Genomic DNA, 15,416 nt, shown 5'->3' on the forward strand with positions numbered 1-15,416 from the left:
TATGAACATGAACGATTTAAAAAACTCGCAAGCTCCTGTTTCAACAACGACCATTAATAAAAATCAGTTCGATAAAGAAACTGAAAATATTTATGAGGCTATTTCTATAGCAGCAAAAAGAGCAGTGCAAATTAACTCTGACATAAAAAAAGAACTTTTAGAGAAACTAGAGGAGTTTGCTACATATAGCGATAGTTTAGAAGAAGTTTTTGAAAATAAAGAACAAATTGAGGTTTCTAAGTTTTATGAAAAACTTCCTAAGCCACATGCGCTAGCCGTAGAAGAGTGGTTAAACGAAAAAATTTATTACAGAAATACAGAAAAAGACGCGTAATGTATGTTAGCTAATAAGAACATCCTTTTAGGAATTACCGGAGGGATTGCAGCTTATAAAACTACATTTCTTGTTCGTTTACTTATTAAAGCTGGCGCCAATGTTAAAGTAATTTTAACAGAAAGCGCCAGCTCTTTTGTTTCTCCATTAACATTAGCAACATTATCTAAAAATCCTGTACCAATTTCTTTCGTTTCTACGGAAGATAATCAGGTAGATTGGAATAATCATGTAGAGTTAGGTTTATGGGCCGATATAATGATCGTAGCTCCTGCTACTGCAAATACTATGTCTAAAATGGCGAGTGGGGCTAGCGATAATTTATTGCTAACCGTTTATTTATCTGCAAAATGCCCGGTTTATGTAGCTCCTGCTATGGATTTGGATATGTATAAACACCCCTCTACAAAAGCATCTATAGAAAAATTACAATCTTTTGATAATATAATTATACCCGCAACCTCAGGAGAATTAGCAAGTGGTTTACATGGTGAAGGAAGAATGGCGGAGCCAGAAGATATAGTTGCATTTCTGGAAAACGACTTAGCTAAAAATCTTCCATTACGGGGGAAAAAAGTTTTAATTACGGCTGGGCCGACTTATGAAGCAATAGATCCTGTGCGTTTTATTGGGAATCATTCTTCCGGTCTTATGGGTTTTGAATTGGCTAAAAGTGCAGCAAATCTTGGAGCAGAGGTACTATTGGTTTCAGGACCATCTAAATACACTACAGATCATCCTTTAATTAATTTAATAAAAGTGATTTCTGCTGATGATATGTATAATGAGGTACATAAGTATTATAAAGAAACAGATATAGCAATTTGCGCGGCAGCAGTTGCAGATTATAAGCCAAAAACAAAAGCAACTCAAAAAATAAAGAAAAAAGAAGAGGAGTTTTCTATTGAACTTGTTAAGAATAAAGATATTTTATTTTCTTTAGGAGAGCAGAAGAAAAAACAATTTTTGGTTGGTTTTGCTTTGGAGACCGAGAATGAGGTGGAAAATGCAAAAGGAAAATTGAAAAAGAAAAATCTAGACGCTATTGTTCTTAATTCGTTAAATGATAATGGAGCTGGTTTTGGTAAGGCAACTAATAAAATTACATTTATAGATACCAAGTTGCAGATAAAAACGTTTGAATTAAAAACTAAGGCAGATGTTGCATTAGATATTTTAAATGAAATAATTCAAAGACTAGATGCGTAATTTAATTGTCGCTATATTTTTTTTAGGTTTTATCTTGTTTGCAGAAGCGCAGGAGTTAAACTGTAATATTACTATAAATTCAGATCAAGTTTCGCAAACCAATCAACAGGTTTTTAAAACTTTAGAGCGTTCCTTGAATGATTTTGTGAATAAAAATAAGTGGACAAATAAAGTATACAAAGAAAATGAGCGTGTAAATGCGCAAATTTTCATAACGATTACAGATTACGAGTCTAATAGGTTTAAAGGAAATCTGCAGATTCAATCTTCACGCCCCGTATTTAATACCTCATACGAAACGCCAGTATTTAATTATAAGGATAATCAATTTAATTTTGAGTACATAGAGTTTCAACCTTTAGTTTTTAATGAAAATGTATATGAATCTAATTTAGTAAGTGTAATAGCTTATTATGTGTATGTAGTGTTGGGGTTAGATGCAGATACATTTGAGTTAGAAGGAGGTAATGAATTTTTTAGAAAAGCACAAAGTATTGTTACGCAAGCACAAGGAAGTAATTCTTCTGGTTGGAGTCAATCTACAGATCGTAGTAGGTTTGAGTTGGTAGATAATCTAATGTCTAATACTTATAAGGAGTATAGAGTGGCTATGTATAATTACCACAGAAAAGGATTAGATATTCTTGGAGATAATAATAGCACTGGTAAGCAAATAATATCTGGTACAATGAATTTGTTTGATACCATGATGAAAAGACGGCCTAATGCTTTTCTTATTCAAACTTTTTTTGATGCAAAGTCCGAAGAAATTTTAAATGTCTTTTCAGGTGGCCCTAAAGTGGATATTATCAAGCTTAAAGAAACCTTGAACAGGGTAGCACCATTATATTCCAGCACTTGGAATGATATAAAGTATTAACACTATTTTTTTACGATAGAATATAGATTACATTTGTAGCAATAAAAACATCTACATTGCTAACAAATATTTCCATTAAGAACTATGCGCTTATAGATCATTTGAATGTTGCATTTACAAATGGTTTTACAGTAATAACGGGAGAAACAGGAGCAGGTAAATCTATTTTACTTGGAGGCTTATCTTTAGTATTGGGCAAACGAGCGGATTTATCTTCGTTAAGAGATAAAACTGTAAAGTGTATAATTGAAGCAGAATTTTTAATAGATAAGTATAATTTAAAACGCTTTTTTGAAAAGAACGATTTAGATTATGAAGACACAACTATAATTAGAAGAGAAATAAAGCCAAGTGGTAAATCTAGAGCTTTTATTAATGATAGTCCGGTGACTTTAGATATTCTTTCAAAGTTAGGAGATAGGTTAATTGATGTACATTCTCAGCATCAAACCTTGCAATTAACAGATAATGATTTTCAATTAAAAGTAGTAGATGCTTTAGCGGATAATAATGCGAAACTTCAAAAATATAGAGAAGCATTAAAATTGTATCAATCTTTAGTTAAAGAATTACAAGAATTAATAGAATTCAGGGATAATGCTTCCAAAGAACAAGATTATAATAGTTTCTTGTTAAAAGAGCTAGAGTCTGCTCCTTTAAAGGAGGGAGTCATAGAGGAGTTGGAGCAGCAGTATGAGCAGTTGAACAATGTAGAGTCAATTATGGAGCAATTGGCAGCTGGGAATCAGGTGCTGAATGATGAACAAGTAGGGGTAGTGGAAGCTCTTTCTCAGTTAAAACAGATAACCTCTAAATTGTCTGGTTATGGAACGCAGTATACTTCATTAAATGAAAGAGTGCAATCTGTTTTTATAGAATTAGACGATATAAGCTCTGAACTTGAAAATTATATAGAGAATACAGAGGTAAACCCTAAATTATTAGAAGAGGTTAATGGTAAGTTACAGTTGTTGTATGATTTACAAAAGAAGCACAGCGTCTTAACGATATCAGAATTAATAACGGTACGCGAAGGTTTAAGTGAAAAGGTTTCTACAACAGAAAATATAGAAGCAGCTATAAAAGAAAAAGAAGAGAGACTTTTAAATGGAAGAGAGATATTAGAGAAATTAGCTTTAGATATAAGGAAAAGAAGAGAAAAAGTAATTCCCAGTTTAAAAAAACAATTAGAGAGTGCTTTGATTCCTTTAGGAATGCCAAGTGCTTCTTTTAAAATAGAGATAAAACCAGCTAAGGATTATAGGGTAACGGGGAAAGATGATTTAATTTTCTTGTTTTCTGCAAACAAAGGGGGGAATTACGGAGAGCTTAAGAAAGTAGCTTCAGGAGGGGAACTTTCTAGAATTATGTTAGTAATAAAGGCAATTTTGGCTAAATATGAGAACCTGCCAACTATAATGTTCGATGAAATAGATAGTGGTGTTTCCGGAGAAATATCTAGTCAAATGGGGGTTATTATGAAAAATATGAGCCTAGATATGCAAGTTTTTTCTATTACACATTTACCACAAGTTGCATCTAAAGGAAAACAACATTATAAAGTTAAAAAAACGGAAGATAATAAAGGTACAACCACTAGTTTGTATAAGTTATCTGATGAAGAAAGGGTAATAGAACTTGCAGAAATGTTGGGAGGAAAAGAACGCTCAGATTCGGCTATGGTGCATGCAAAAGAATTATTAAATGGAGCTTAAACTTTTATAGAGGCTTTACTTCTTTTTTTTTAACATATTTTAAATATCTTTGATTTTTATAAAAAACCTAAGAACAGGAACATGGCATACAATTTATTGAAAGGCAAAAGAGGAATTATATTTGGAGCATTAGACGAAAATTCTATTGCGTGGAAAACAGCACTTAGTGTTCATGAAGAAGGCGGTACTTTTGTGCTTACAAATGCCCCAATTGCTTTACGTATGGGTCAATTAAAAGAACTTGGAGAAAAGACTGGTTCGGAAATTATTCCTGCAGATGCAACTAGTGAAGAGGATTTAAATAATCTAATCACTAAATCTATGGAAATTCTAGGCGGTAAAATAGATTTTGTACTTCACTCTATAGGAATGTCTGTGAATGTAAGAAAGGGCAGGTCTTATATGGATGAGAATTATGATTTTACGGCAAAAGGATGGGATATTTCGGCACTTTCTTTTCATAAAGTAATGCAAACTCTATATAAGAATGATGCTATGAATGAATGGGGGAGTATTGTGGCTCTAACCTATATGGCAGCGCAAAGGAGCTTTCCAGATTATAATGATATGGCGGATAATAAAGCATATTTAGAATCTGTGGCTCGTAGTTTTGGATATTTCTTTGGTAAAGATAAAAAGGTAAGAGTAAATACCATATCGCAATCTCCAACAGCAACAACTGCAGGTCAAGGAATAAAAGGATTTAATGGGTTTATTAATTTTGCAGAGAAAATGTCTCCGTTAGGTAATGCAAGTGCACAAGATTGTGCGGATTATACTTTAACGTTGTTCTCTGACCTTACTCGTAAGGTTACCATGCAAAATTTGTTTCATGATGGAGGATTCTCGAATACGGGTGTAAGTAGAGAGGTTATGGATAAGTTTGAATAACTACTCAGGGCAAGCTCACGAAGAATTAATTAAGGTTACTATTTTTTAATTTTAGGGAAGCCATAGAGAGTTTAAATCTCGATTATCGAGTAAAACTTATTAAGTAAAATAACAATTTTTGGGTTGACTTTTGAGAAATAGTTTTTCAAAAGTTGACTTCTTTTTTTATATAAACCTAAGTAATTAAGGTCTTATGGATTTATCTTTTTCATTTATTGTTCCTGTATATAACAGACCTAATGAGGTGTTAGAGCTATTAGAAAGTCTATCTAAACAGACCTTTGAAAAACCCTTTGAAATAGTAATTATTGAAGATGGATCTACTATTTCTTCAGAAAATGTGGTAGAGAGTTTTAAATCTAAATTAAATATATCTTATTATAAAAAATTTAATTCGGGCCCTGGGGATTCTAGAAACTATGGAATGCGTAGAGCAAAGGGGAATTATTTTATAGTTTTAGATTCGGATTGTATAATTCCTTCGCAATATTTAAAGGTGGTAGAAAAATCATTACAAAAGAGTTTTGTTCATTGTTACGGAGGACCAGATGCAGCACACGATTCGTTTACTACCGTCCAAAAAGCAATAAACTATACAATGACTTCTTTGTTTACAACTGGAGGAATTCGAGGTAATAAAAATGCCGTAGATAAGTTTCAGCCCCGTAGTTTTAATATGGGTATTTCTAAAGAAGTTTTTGAGGATGTAGGAGGTTACGGAAATATTCATCCAGGAGAAGATCCGGATTTAACTATTCGTATATGGAATAAGGGGTATGATACTAAATTGATTCCAGAGGCATACGTGTATCATAAACGAAGAATAGATTGGAATAAGTTTTATATACAAGTTAATAAATTCGGAATGGTTAGGCCTATTTTGAATAAGTGGCATCCGGAAACAGCTAAAATTACATATTGGTTTCCTTCTTTGTTTTGTATTGGTTTTGTAGGGGCGTTTTTTTTATTGTTGTTTGGAATTTGGTTTCCAATGGCTTTTTATGCAACTTACTTTTTATTACTATTTGTACATTCTTTAATGGAAAATAAAAATGTTGCTGTGGCAGGGCTCTCAATAATTGCAGTTGTAATTCAATTTGCGGGGTACGGATATGGTTTTTTAAAATCTGCTTTTTGGATTAACTTTAGTAAAAAGAAGCCAAGAGAAATATTTCCTAAATTATTTTTTAAAACTAATAACATACTTTGATAGAGAAGATAGGTAAACATTTAAAAAAGAGAAAAGTAAAAATATTCTTAATTTTTTTACTAGTTTCTAGTATGGCTTGGTTTATCAATAAATTGTCAGAATCTTATACAAGTAGAGCAACATTTAAATTAAATTACTTTAATGTTCCGGAAGGTTATTTATTAAAATCTGCATCTAAAGAAAATATAGATGTAAAATTAGAGGCAGTTGGGTTTCAATTCTTAGGTTTTGGAGTAAATTCTAAAAGTATAGCTATAGATGTGTCTGATGCAAGTGAAAGTAATTCTAAATTCTTTTTAACATCTAAACAAATTCAAAAGCAGATAGAAAAGAGTCTTCCTAATTCTATGTCTTTAAAAGATTTAGATAGAGAAGATATTGTTTTTGAATGGGTTAAAATTATAACTAAAAATGTTCGAGTAAATGCGGATATTAAATTAAGCCTTCAGAAAAACTGTATGCTAGATGGTGTAATTAAACTAAGTCCAGAGATTATAGAAGTAACTGGGCCAATAAATGAAATAGATACACTGCAAAGCGTAAAAACGGAATTAGTTGAATTAAAAAATATAGATAAAAATTTTTCAACAACCACTGTAATTGTAGAGCCTAAAAATTTAGTTAATACTACTTTTAATAGTAATGAAGTTTTAGTTACAGGTGGAGTTTCTCGTTTTTCAGAAAAGATGGTAGAAGATATACCTATTACTATTATAAATCTTCCAAGGGATACTATTGTAAAAACTTTTCCGGATAAAGTTAAGGTGTTATGTAAGGCGAAGTTAGGGGTGTTAAAAAACATTTCGCAAAGTGATTTTAAAGTTGTTGCGGATTATAATGCCATGAAAGAGGGGGAGGAGAAAGTTGCTTTAGAAATGCTTACTATACCTAGTAATGTATATGGTGCTACATTAACCGAAAAAAAAGTAACTTACATTATAAGCTCAAAATGATAATAGTTGGTTTAACAGGCGGTATTGGCAGTGGAAAAACAACGGTAGGGAAGTTGTTTCAGACATTAGGTGTTCCTGTTTATAATTCAGACCAGCAGGCGAAAGAGCTAATGCAAAATTCAAAGCATTTAATAAAAAAAATAAAATCATTACTAGGGGAGGAGTCTTATGTAGATAAAAGACTAAACAGGTCTTTTATAGCGCAGAAAGTTTTTAGGGATAAAGAGTTGTTGCATAAGCTTAATGCTATAGTACACCCCGCGGTGCGAGAAGACTTTTTGCTTTGGGTTTCTAATCAAAAACATGCATACGTCATTCAAGAAACAGCTTTGTTGTTCGAAAATAAAGCGGAAAAACTATACGACAAAATTATTCTAGTTACCGCTCCTGAAGAGATTCGTGTAGAACGTGTATTGGTAAGAGATAAGAATACTAGAGAGGCAATATTAGCAAGAATTCATAATCAGCTAAGTGATTCGGTTAAAATTCCAAAAGCAGATTTCATTATTGAGAATATTAAGTTGGAAGAAACAAAAGAAAAAGTAGAAAGCCTAAATAGGTCTCTGCTTGAATATAGTTAGTGTAGCTCCATTTTAACATTTTTGTTAAGGTTTGGTTAAACGTGCAATTTTCTATATGTTAAATCTTAATTTTACAGAGAATGAATAAGAGGTTGTTTGTTGTAATGGTAGTATTGATGAGCCTCTCACTTGTTGGAATAATCTTTGTTCAAATCTTTTGGATTAAACAATCGGTAGAAGATAAAGAAGAGCAATTTTCCCATACAGTGTCTGATGCTTTAAATAATGTAGCCAATAAGATAGCTAGTAGAGAAACTAGAAACTATTTTGATAGATATATGAATCTAAAAGATAGTATCGGTGAGCTGAAGAATTCTAGTTTAAGAAATTTTTTCTTTATAGATAGGGATCTTAATTCTAATGAAATACGGATGTATTCTCATGGTATTTTAGAAGAAGATTATAATATAGCATCTACGTTCTTTGACAATGGTAATGAGGATAATGACCTTACTACAATTAAAAACTATACGAGTAAGCGCTCTACCACTATTTTTAAAGAGAATGTGGGTTTGGATGGAAAGCAATACGAACTTAATGCATTGCAAAAGTTTGAAAAAATTGGAGGTTTAACAGAGATTGTTAAAGCTCAAATGGAAGATGTTTTTAGTGAGTATGCAAAGAAAGTACCTATTCACCAAAGGGTATCTACCCAAGAAATAGAGCTTTTATTAAATCGAGAACTTGAAAATAGAGAAATAAATGTGCCTTTTGAGTATGGTGTTTATAGCAAGGGACTACCTACTAAGGTAAAGTCTAAGCGATTTAAATACAATAAGAAGAATATTTATAAATCCCCCATATTCAAAGATTTAGAGGGGAATTCAAACTTTTCTTTGCTTATTAGTTTTCCTAAAAAGAAAAGATTTTTAATTCAGTCGATTTTGGGTATGGCTGGCTTGTCTCTTTTGTTTACTTTAATTATCGTAGTGGCGTATGCTGGAGCTATTTATCAATTAATTCAGCAAAAGCAGATTTCTGAAATTAAGACGGATTTTATAAACAATATGACGCATGAGTTTAAAACACCTATAGCAACTATTAATTTAGCTGTAGAAGCAATAAAAAATCCGCAAATAATAGAAGATAAAGAGAAGGTTATGCGTTATTTGAAAATGATACGAGATGAAAATAAACGTATGCATGCGCAAGTAGAAAATGTACTAAGAATTTCGAAACTAGAGAAGAACCAATTAGATATAAGTAAGGATAGAGTAGATGTTCATGACATAGTTGAGGACGCTATTGCTCATGTTTCTTTAATAGTAGAGGATAGAGGAGGTTATATAGAAAGACATTTAGATGCAACAAGAACAGAAGTACTTGCAAACGAAATGCATTTTACCAATGTTATTGTCAATATTTTAGATAATGCCATTAAGTATTCAGAAGAATCTCCAAAAATTGATATCTATACAGAGATTGCTAAGAATAATATAATAATAAAAGTACGAGACCAAGGCTTAGGAATGAGCAAAGCGGTATTGAAAAAAGTGTTCGAGAAATTTTATAGGGAACACACCGGAAATATACATAATGTAAAAGGCCATGGATTGGGACTTTCATATGTGAAGAAAATAATAGATGATCACCAAGGTGATGTTTATGTAGAAAGTGAAAAAGGAAAAGGAAGTACTTTTTATGTAAAATTGCCATTAATATAATGTAATATGGAAACAGTAAATAAGAAAATACTTTTAGTTGAGGATGACCCAAATTTTGGTATCGTTTTAAAAGATTATTTAGCGATGAATAATTTTGACGTAGTTCTTGCAAAAAATGGTATGGAAGGCTTTGAGAAATTTAAAAAGGATAATTATGATATCTGTATTTTGGATGTTATGATGCCTTATAAAGATGGATTTACTTTAGCCAAAGAAATACGAGAAAAGAATGAAAATGTTCCTATAGTATTTCTTACTGCTAAGACCATGAAAGAAGATGTCTTAAAAGGGTATAAAGCCGGAGCGGATGATTATTTAAATAAACCTTTTGATTCAGAGGTTCTTCTTATGAAACTTAAGGCAATACTTCAAAGGAAAGCATCTAATACATTGGCAGATAGTAGAAAGTTTGAATTTGTAATAGGAGGATTTCATTTAAACTCTAAACTTAGATTTTTAAAATTTGGAGAAGAGGAAGCTATCAAATTATCTCCAAAAGAAAATGAATTGTTACGTCTTTTGGCTTTACATGAGAATGATTTAATGCCTAGAGAATTGGCATTGACTAAGATTTGGAGAGATGATAATTACTTTACTTCTCGTAGTATGGATGTGTACATCGCAAAATTACGTAAGTATTTAAAGCGAGATGAAAATGTAGAGATTCTAAATATTCATGGAGAAGGGTTCCGTTTGGTGATAAAGACAGAATAGTATTCTTAATAAAAGTTTTCAATAAAAAAGACACGCCTAAATTTTAGGCGTGTCTTTTGTTTATATATGTTTTTTTATTTCCGAAATAACCTCAGATGGAGAAAGTCGTATAGGAGCTATAATTGCATTAGTAGGCTCCTCAAGAGTATCAAATTGAGACTGTAGTAACTCTTTAGGCATAAAATGATTAGATCTATGTGTTAACCTTTCTGTGATTTCTTGAAGCGTACCTTTTAGGTATACAAAAGTGGTTTCTTTTTCTATATCCTTTTCTAAAATTTGTCTATACTTTTCTTTAAGAGAAGAGCAGGCAATAACAGCTTTTTTATGCTTTTTTGCTAAATTATTCAGGGTTTCTAGCCATCCTTGTCTGTCTTCATCATTTAATGGAATACCTTTTTTCATTTTTTCAATATTATTAGCCGGATGAAAATCATCTCCATCAAAAAAAGGGATTTTCAATTCCTGAGCTAGTAATTCGCCAATCGTGGATTTTCCACATCCGGAAACTCCCATAATGTAGAAAATTGAAGTTTCAGACATTTTGTTTTGTATTTAATTCGTAATCAATAATTGGAAATAAGTCTTCTGGATTGTAATCGTATTTTACCCAGATAGTTTCCTTATTCTTTTTAAACCAAGTTTGTTGCCTTTTGGCAAATCTTCGTGTGTTTTTCTTAATTTCAGATATAGCAAAATCCAGTGTCCATTCCTTGTTCAAGAAAAGAAATAATTCTTTGTAGCCAACAGTTTGGAGCGCATTTAAATGTTTGTAACGTTCTAAAGATTTTACTTCTTCTACCAAGCCGTTTTTTATCATAATATCTACGCGTTTATTGATTCTGTCGTAAATAATTTCTCTATCCGCAGTAATACCAATAGTAATTGTTTTAAATGGCCTGTTGTTTTTTTTGTTCGTTATAAAAGAAGAGTAGGGCTTTCCTGAACCAATACAAACTTCTAAAGCTCTTATTATTCTATGCGGATTCTCTACATCTACTTTAGCATAGTATTGCGGGTCTAATTCTTTAAGTTGTTCTTGGAGTTCTTTTATTCCTTTATTTTTTAAAAGTATATTAAGATTTTCTCTAATACTTTGGTCTATTTTTGGGAATTTATCTAATCCTTTAGTTACAGCGTCAACATATAGGCCACTGCCTCCTACTAATACAACTATGGAATTTTCTTTATGTAATTTATGAATAGTATCTAAGGCTTCTTTTTCAAAGTCACCTACAGAATAGGAATCTAGGATGCTTTTGTTTTGTATAAAATGATGTGTCGCAGCTTTCAGTTCTTCCTTTTCAGGGACAGCAGTGCCTATACACATTTCTTTAAAAAATTGCCTGGAGTCCGCGGAAACTATTTCTGCATTATAATGTTGCGCAATTTGAATGGCTAATTTCGTTTTCCCAATAGCGGTAGGTCCAACAACAGAGATTACTATTTTTTCCATTATAGAGGGCTTCCGCAATTAAAACAATGAGTAGCTTCATCTCTGTGTCCTTCAGAGGAACAACTCGGGCATGACTGCGTATTTAAATGTATTTTTTCGTTTTCTGTTTTCCCCTGTTTAGTAAACTCGGAAGTTACAATACCAGTAGGAACAGCGATTATTCCATAACCCAAAATCATAACAATAGTTGCAATTAACTGCCCCAGAGGTGTTTGTGGTGCTATATCCCCGTATCCCACGGTAGTTAGAGTAACAATTGCCCAATAAATACTTCTGGGAATACTAGTAAAGCCAGCACTATCATCTTCTACAAGATACATTACCGTGCCCATAATAACAGATAGTATTAATACTGCGTATATAAAAACTGCAATTTTAGTTCTACTGGCCTTTAAAGCTCTTGTAAGTTGAGAAGCTTCTCCTAAAAACTGTACTAATTTTAATATTCTAAAAACTCGTAACAAACGTAAAGCTCTAACGGCTAGCAATACTTGGGAACCGGCAAATATATAGGAAAGATAAAGTGGGATTGTAGAAATAAAATCTATAATTCCATAAAAACTAAAAATATATTTAAATGGCTTTTTAATGCTTATAATCCTAGCAATGTATTCTATGGTAAAAAATATAGTAATAATCCATTCCCAAGTGAGTAAAATTTTATGGTAGGCATTGTCTATTTCTTTTACGCTTTCTAGCATTACAAGAATGACACTTACTATAATGAGGATAAAAAGAATAATATCAAACCATTTACCCATAGGAGTGTCGGCTTCATAAATTATTTCATGAAGTTTCTCTTTCCATTTAGTGGTGATTTTTCGTTGGTTCAAAATTTATGTATTCAGTTCTATAATTTTTACGACTCTTTTTTTTCTTAAATATGATTCTATAATGTGAATTGCATTTTTACCTCCCTTCATTGGGGTAATAATAGATTCTAATATAGTAATATTATTTATTTGATAGTTTAAATCATAATACCCAAGACCGATAAATACACCTTTTTTTATTAAGATAGCACTGTATTCTCCAATCTCACGGCCTTTGTCTACAATAATAATACTTTTATTGGCTAAGCTGTATTTTTTAATTGCTTGAGAAGCTCTAGCGTTGTATTCTTCAACAGATTCTTTTTGAATACAAGCTCCATTGCACTTTTCTTCATTAAATTTAGAACAATTAGTTTTTGCTTCAGAGATACCATTTAGCTTATCGCATAAACTAAACTCTTCATTAATTTTATAAATGAGATTCTTGGCGCTATGAATACTGTTAAAGGTAGTTATGTTTTCTCTATTTCCGTTAATGTGGCTGGCATTAAGAGTAGTGTAACCATCTTTAGTGTGTCCTTTGTAAAGGGCATGGGAATATAATATTGGTTTAACTTTCCTATTATATCTAGGTTTATTTTTTAAAAGTTCTTCGTGTTCTTTTAATAGAGATATTAATTCACTACCAGTTTTTTCAAAGGTTACTTTTTTTGTTTCTTTTTGAAGTTTTCTGGCACGATCACCTCTCTTTATAAAATGGTCGTTTACTCTTTTTTTTATGTTCTTACTATGGCCTAAAAACAGAATTTCTCCATCTTTATTGTGCATATAATATACTCCCGTTTCAGAAGGAATTTGTTGTATAATATCTAGTTGTTTTTCCGATAGTTCGCCATGAGTTTCTTTTCGTATAACACTTTTAATAATCGTTTTGTCTGTGTCTTTAGCAAGTAAAAGTTTAAATAATTTAATGGTAGCTAAAGCGTCTCCGTTTGCTCTATGTCTGTCACTAACAGGTATGCCTAAAGAACGGACTAATTTACCTAAACTGTAGGATTCCGCATCTGGTAATAAGGTTTTGGAAAGGTCAACTGTGCAAAGTGTTTTTCGTTCAAAATTATAGCCTAGTCTCTTGTATTCTGTTCGCAGTATTCTATAATCGAATTGTGCGTTGTGGGCAACAATAACTGTGTTTTCTGTAATTTCTATTATACGCTTGGCTACTTCATGAAACTTCGGGGCAGTACGTAGCATTTTGTTGTTTATTCCGGTTAGCTTCACAACAAAAGGCTGAATCTCCTTTTCGGGGTTTACAAGGCTAATAAATGTATCCACTACTTGGTGTCCATCAAACTTATGAATTGCAATTTCTGTAATGCCCTCTTCGTTGTATTTTCCTCCAGTAGTTTCTATATCTAGTATTGCGTACATTTATAAGTGTTTTTTGGGAGTCTTCCCAAAAGGTTTAATTAAGTATAATTTCTATTGCCAAATATACTACTTCCAATACGCACCATGGTGCTTCCTTCTGCAATAGCAATAGGGTAGTCTCCACTCATTCCCATGGATAAAACATCTATATTGGGAAGTATTTTTTTGGTGAGTAAGAAAGTGTTTTTTAATGTTTTAAATTCTTCTTTAACTTGTTCTTTATTATTAGTAAATGAAGCCATGCCCATTAAGCCTTTAATTTGAATATTTTTTAAAGTTATAAATATGGGATTATTAAGGAGTTCTATTAATCCTTTTTTATCTAAGCCAAATTTAGAATCTTCTTGGCCTATATGTATTTGTAAAAGGCAAGCAATGATGCGATTGTGTTTTATGGCTTGTTTATTAATTTCAATTAGTAACTTTAAGCTGTCTACTCCGTGTATTAAAGAGACAAATTCTGCCATATATTTTACCTTATTCCTTTGTACATGACCAATCATATGCCATTCGATGTCTTTGGGAAGTGATTCCCACTTTTGAGACATTTCCTGAATTTTATTCTCTCCAAAAATACGTTGCCCTGCTTCATAAGCCTCTTGTAAATCGGGTATTGGTTTGGTTTTAGAAACGGCCACCAAATGTACATCTTGTGGGAGGGATTCTTTAATTCTCAGTAAGTTCTCCTTTATAGACATGGGGTATCATTACTTTATTTAAATAAATTGTTTAGCAACTTTTTCAGCTTTACGATTATTTGAATAATCATAAAAACCTTCTCCTGATTTAACTCCTAATTTACCTGCCATAACCATGTTAATCAGCAATGGGCAAGGTGCGTATTTTGGGTTTTTAAATCCGTCGTAGAGAACATTAAGTATAGATAAGCAAACATCTAGACCTATAAAGTCAGCTAATTGCAATGGTCCCATAGGGTGGGCCATGCCAAGTTTCATGACGGTATCAATTTCGTTTACTCCAGCTACTCCATTATATAGAGTTTCGATAGCTTCGTTTAACATTGGCATTAAAATGCGGTTAGCAACAAAACCAGGGTAGTCGTTTACTTCTGTAGGTGTTTTTCCTAATTGAAGAGATAAATCCATTATGATTTTAGTGGTCTCATCTGAAGTATTGTAGCCTCTAATAATTTCTACCAATTTCATAATGGGAACCGGATTCATAAAATGCATCCCAATTACTTTCTCTGCTCTATTGGTAACGGCAGCTATTTGCGTTATAGAGATAGAGGAGGTATTGGTGGCTAAAATAGTATTGCTTTGGCATACTTCATCTAGCTCTTTGAATATTTTTAATTTTAAATCTAATCGTTCTGTTGCGGCTTCGACTACTAAGTCCACATTTTTAACACCGTCAGCAATGGAAGTGTATGTAGAGATATTGTTTAGTGTATTTGTTTTAACACTCTCCGTTATTTTTTCTTTTGTAATAAGGCGATCTAGGTTTTTTGCAATAGTAGTTATTCCTTTTTCTAAAGAAGCTTCGGAAATATCTATCAGGTTTACTTTAAAACCATTTTGGGCAAAAACATGAGTAATTCCATTTCCCATGGTGCCAGCTCCTATAACTGCTACGTTTTTCATC

16 protein-coding genes are annotated in these 15,416 nt (G+C 32.1%); 10 read left to right on the forward strand and 6 right to left on the reverse strand.

The window, feature by feature from the left end; translation table 11 throughout:
* Position 1 precedes the first annotated feature (1 nt).
* The 10 genes from Q0856_RS05255 (at position 2) to Q0856_RS05300 (ending at position 10,151) form a co-directional block, all read left to right on the forward strand.
* Entirely contained in the window at positions 2–334 is a 333-nt protein-coding gene (locus Q0856_RS05255) for a DNA-directed RNA polymerase subunit omega (protein ID WP_298476510.1), read from the forward strand.
* Between the two features lie 3 nt (positions 335–337).
* On the forward strand, positions 338–1,543 hold the full coding sequence (gene coaBC, locus Q0856_RS05260) for a bifunctional phosphopantothenoylcysteine decarboxylase/phosphopantothenate--cysteine ligase CoaBC (RefSeq protein WP_298503260.1): 1,206 nt from the start codon (positions 338–340) through the stop codon (positions 1,541–1,543).
* Entirely contained in the window at positions 1,536–2,423 is an 888-nt protein-coding gene (locus Q0856_RS05265) for a DUF4835 family protein (RefSeq protein ID WP_298476506.1), read from the forward strand. Before coaBC ends, Q0856_RS05265 begins: the two co-directional genes overlap by 8 nt.
* A gap of 56 nt (positions 2,424–2,479) precedes the next feature.
* Positions 2,480–4,138, forward strand: coding sequence for a DNA repair protein RecN (gene recN / locus Q0856_RS05270; RefSeq protein WP_298503262.1), 1,659 nt, complete (start codon positions 2,480–2,482; stop codon positions 4,136–4,138).
* 81 nt (positions 4,139–4,219) lie between these two features.
* The gene (locus tag Q0856_RS05275; protein ID WP_298476502.1) at positions 4,220–5,029 is read left to right on the forward strand and encodes an SDR family oxidoreductase; all 810 of its coding nucleotides are present in this window, start codon (positions 4,220–4,222) and stop codon (positions 5,027–5,029) included.
* A 193-nt stretch (positions 5,030–5,222) separates the two neighbouring features.
* Positions 5,223–6,239, forward strand: coding sequence for a glycosyltransferase (locus Q0856_RS05280; protein WP_298503264.1), 1,017 nt, complete (start codon positions 5,223–5,225; stop codon positions 6,237–6,239).
* The gene (locus Q0856_RS05285; protein ID WP_298476499.1) at positions 6,236–7,192 is read left to right on the forward strand and encodes a hypothetical protein; all 957 of its coding nucleotides are present in this window, start codon (positions 6,236–6,238) and stop codon (positions 7,190–7,192) included. The genes Q0856_RS05280 and Q0856_RS05285 overlap by 4 nt, the downstream gene beginning before the upstream one ends.
* On the forward strand, positions 7,189–7,773 hold the full coding sequence (gene coaE, locus Q0856_RS05290; RefSeq protein WP_298503273.1) for a dephospho-CoA kinase: 585 nt from the start codon (positions 7,189–7,191) through the stop codon (positions 7,771–7,773). The genes Q0856_RS05285 and coaE overlap by 4 nt, the downstream gene beginning before the upstream one ends.
* Before the next feature lie 80 nt (positions 7,774–7,853).
* Positions 7,854–9,437 (forward strand): HAMP domain-containing sensor histidine kinase, encoded by a 1,584-nt coding sequence (locus tag Q0856_RS05295; protein ID WP_298476495.1) that lies wholly within the window; start codon positions 7,854–7,856, stop codon positions 9,435–9,437.
* 6 nt (positions 9,438–9,443) lie between these two features.
* The gene (locus Q0856_RS05300; protein ID WP_298476493.1) at positions 9,444–10,151 is read left to right on the forward strand and encodes a response regulator transcription factor; all 708 of its coding nucleotides are present in this window, start codon (positions 9,444–9,446) and stop codon (positions 10,149–10,151) included.
* Positions 10,152–10,211: 60 nt separating this feature from the next.
* Here the strand turns inward: Q0856_RS05300 and Q0856_RS05305 are convergent, their stop codons facing one another.
* Genes Q0856_RS05305 through Q0856_RS05330 form a run of 6 tightly spaced genes read right to left on the reverse strand, consistent with a single transcriptional unit; the run spans position 10,212 to position 15,415 of the window.
* A complete protein-coding gene (locus Q0856_RS05305) occupies positions 10,212–10,694 on the reverse strand; it encodes a gluconokinase (RefSeq protein WP_298503275.1) in 483 nt (160 codons plus the stop codon).
* Positions 10,687–11,607, reverse strand: coding sequence for a tRNA (adenosine(37)-N6)-dimethylallyltransferase MiaA (miaA, locus tag Q0856_RS05310; protein ID WP_298503276.1), 921 nt, complete (start codon positions 11,605–11,607; stop codon positions 10,687–10,689). Before miaA ends, Q0856_RS05305 begins: the two co-directional genes overlap by 8 nt.
* Positions 11,607–12,440: an ion transporter gene (locus Q0856_RS05315; protein WP_298476473.1), complete on the reverse strand. Its 834-nt coding sequence runs from the start codon at positions 12,438–12,440 to the stop codon at positions 11,607–11,609. The genes miaA and Q0856_RS05315 overlap by 1 nt, the downstream gene beginning before the upstream one ends.
* 3 nt (positions 12,441–12,443) lie before the next feature.
* Positions 12,444–13,811, reverse strand: coding sequence for an exonuclease domain-containing protein (locus Q0856_RS05320; RefSeq protein ID WP_298476471.1), 1,368 nt, complete (start codon positions 13,809–13,811; stop codon positions 12,444–12,446).
* A gap of 38 nt (positions 13,812–13,849) precedes the next feature.
* Positions 13,850–14,509, reverse strand: coding sequence for a YggS family pyridoxal phosphate-dependent enzyme (locus Q0856_RS05325; protein ID WP_298503278.1), 660 nt, complete (start codon positions 14,507–14,509; stop codon positions 13,850–13,852).
* A gap of 18 nt (positions 14,510–14,527) precedes the next feature.
* Positions 14,528–15,415 carry a 3-hydroxybutyryl-CoA dehydrogenase gene (locus tag Q0856_RS05330; RefSeq protein ID WP_298503280.1) on the reverse strand — a complete coding sequence of 296 codons (888 nt, stop codon included), beginning with the start codon at positions 15,413–15,415 and terminating at the stop codon, positions 14,528–14,530.
* Position 15,416: the final 1 nt, after the last annotated feature.

It is taken from the genome of uncultured Maribacter sp. (assembly GCF_947496775.1).
Lineage (GTDB): Bacteria > Bacteroidota > Bacteroidia > Flavobacteriales > Flavobacteriaceae > Maribacter_B.

Bases quoted from the DNA above. Each gene is read 5' to 3' on its own strand.
- Q0856_RS05255 (WP_298476510.1), top strand. From the start codon at position 2: ATGAACATGAACGATTTAAAAAACTCGCAAGCTCCTGTTTCAACAACG.
- coaBC (WP_298503260.1), top strand. From the start codon at position 338: ATGTTAGCTAATAAGAACATCCTTTTAGGAATTACCGGAGGGATTGCA.
- Q0856_RS05265 (WP_298476506.1), top strand. From the start codon at position 1,536: ATGCGTAATTTAATTGTCGCTATATTTTTTTTAGGTTTTATCTTGTTT.
- Q0856_RS05275 (WP_298476502.1), top strand. From the start codon at position 4,220: ATGGCATACAATTTATTGAAAGGCAAAAGAGGAATTATATTTGGAGCA.
- Q0856_RS05280 (WP_298503264.1), top strand. From the start codon at position 5,223: ATGGATTTATCTTTTTCATTTATTGTTCCTGTATATAACAGACCTAAT.
- coaE (WP_298503273.1), top strand. From the start codon at position 7,189: ATGATAATAGTTGGTTTAACAGGCGGTATTGGCAGTGGAAAAACAACG.
- Q0856_RS05295 (WP_298476495.1), top strand. From the start codon at position 7,854: ATGAATAAGAGGTTGTTTGTTGTAATGGTAGTATTGATGAGCCTCTCA.
- Q0856_RS05300 (WP_298476493.1), top strand. From the start codon at position 9,444: ATGGAAACAGTAAATAAGAAAATACTTTTAGTTGAGGATGACCCAAAT.
- Q0856_RS05305 (WP_298503275.1), bottom strand. From the start codon at position 10,694: ATGTCTGAAACTTCAATTTTCTACATTATGGGAGTTTCCGGATGTGGA.
- miaA (WP_298503276.1), bottom strand. From the start codon at position 11,607: ATGGAAAAAATAGTAATCTCTGTTGTTGGACCTACCGCTATTGGGAAA.
- Q0856_RS05320 (WP_298476471.1), bottom strand. From the start codon at position 13,811: ATGTACGCAATACTAGATATAGAAACTACTGGAGGAAAATACAACGAA.
- Q0856_RS05325 (WP_298503278.1), bottom strand. From the start codon at position 14,509: ATGTCTATAAAGGAGAACTTACTGAGAATTAAAGAATCCCTCCCACAA.
- Q0856_RS05330 (WP_298503280.1), bottom strand. From the start codon at position 15,415: ATGAAAAACGTAGCAGTTATAGGAGCTGGCACCATGGGAAATGGAATT.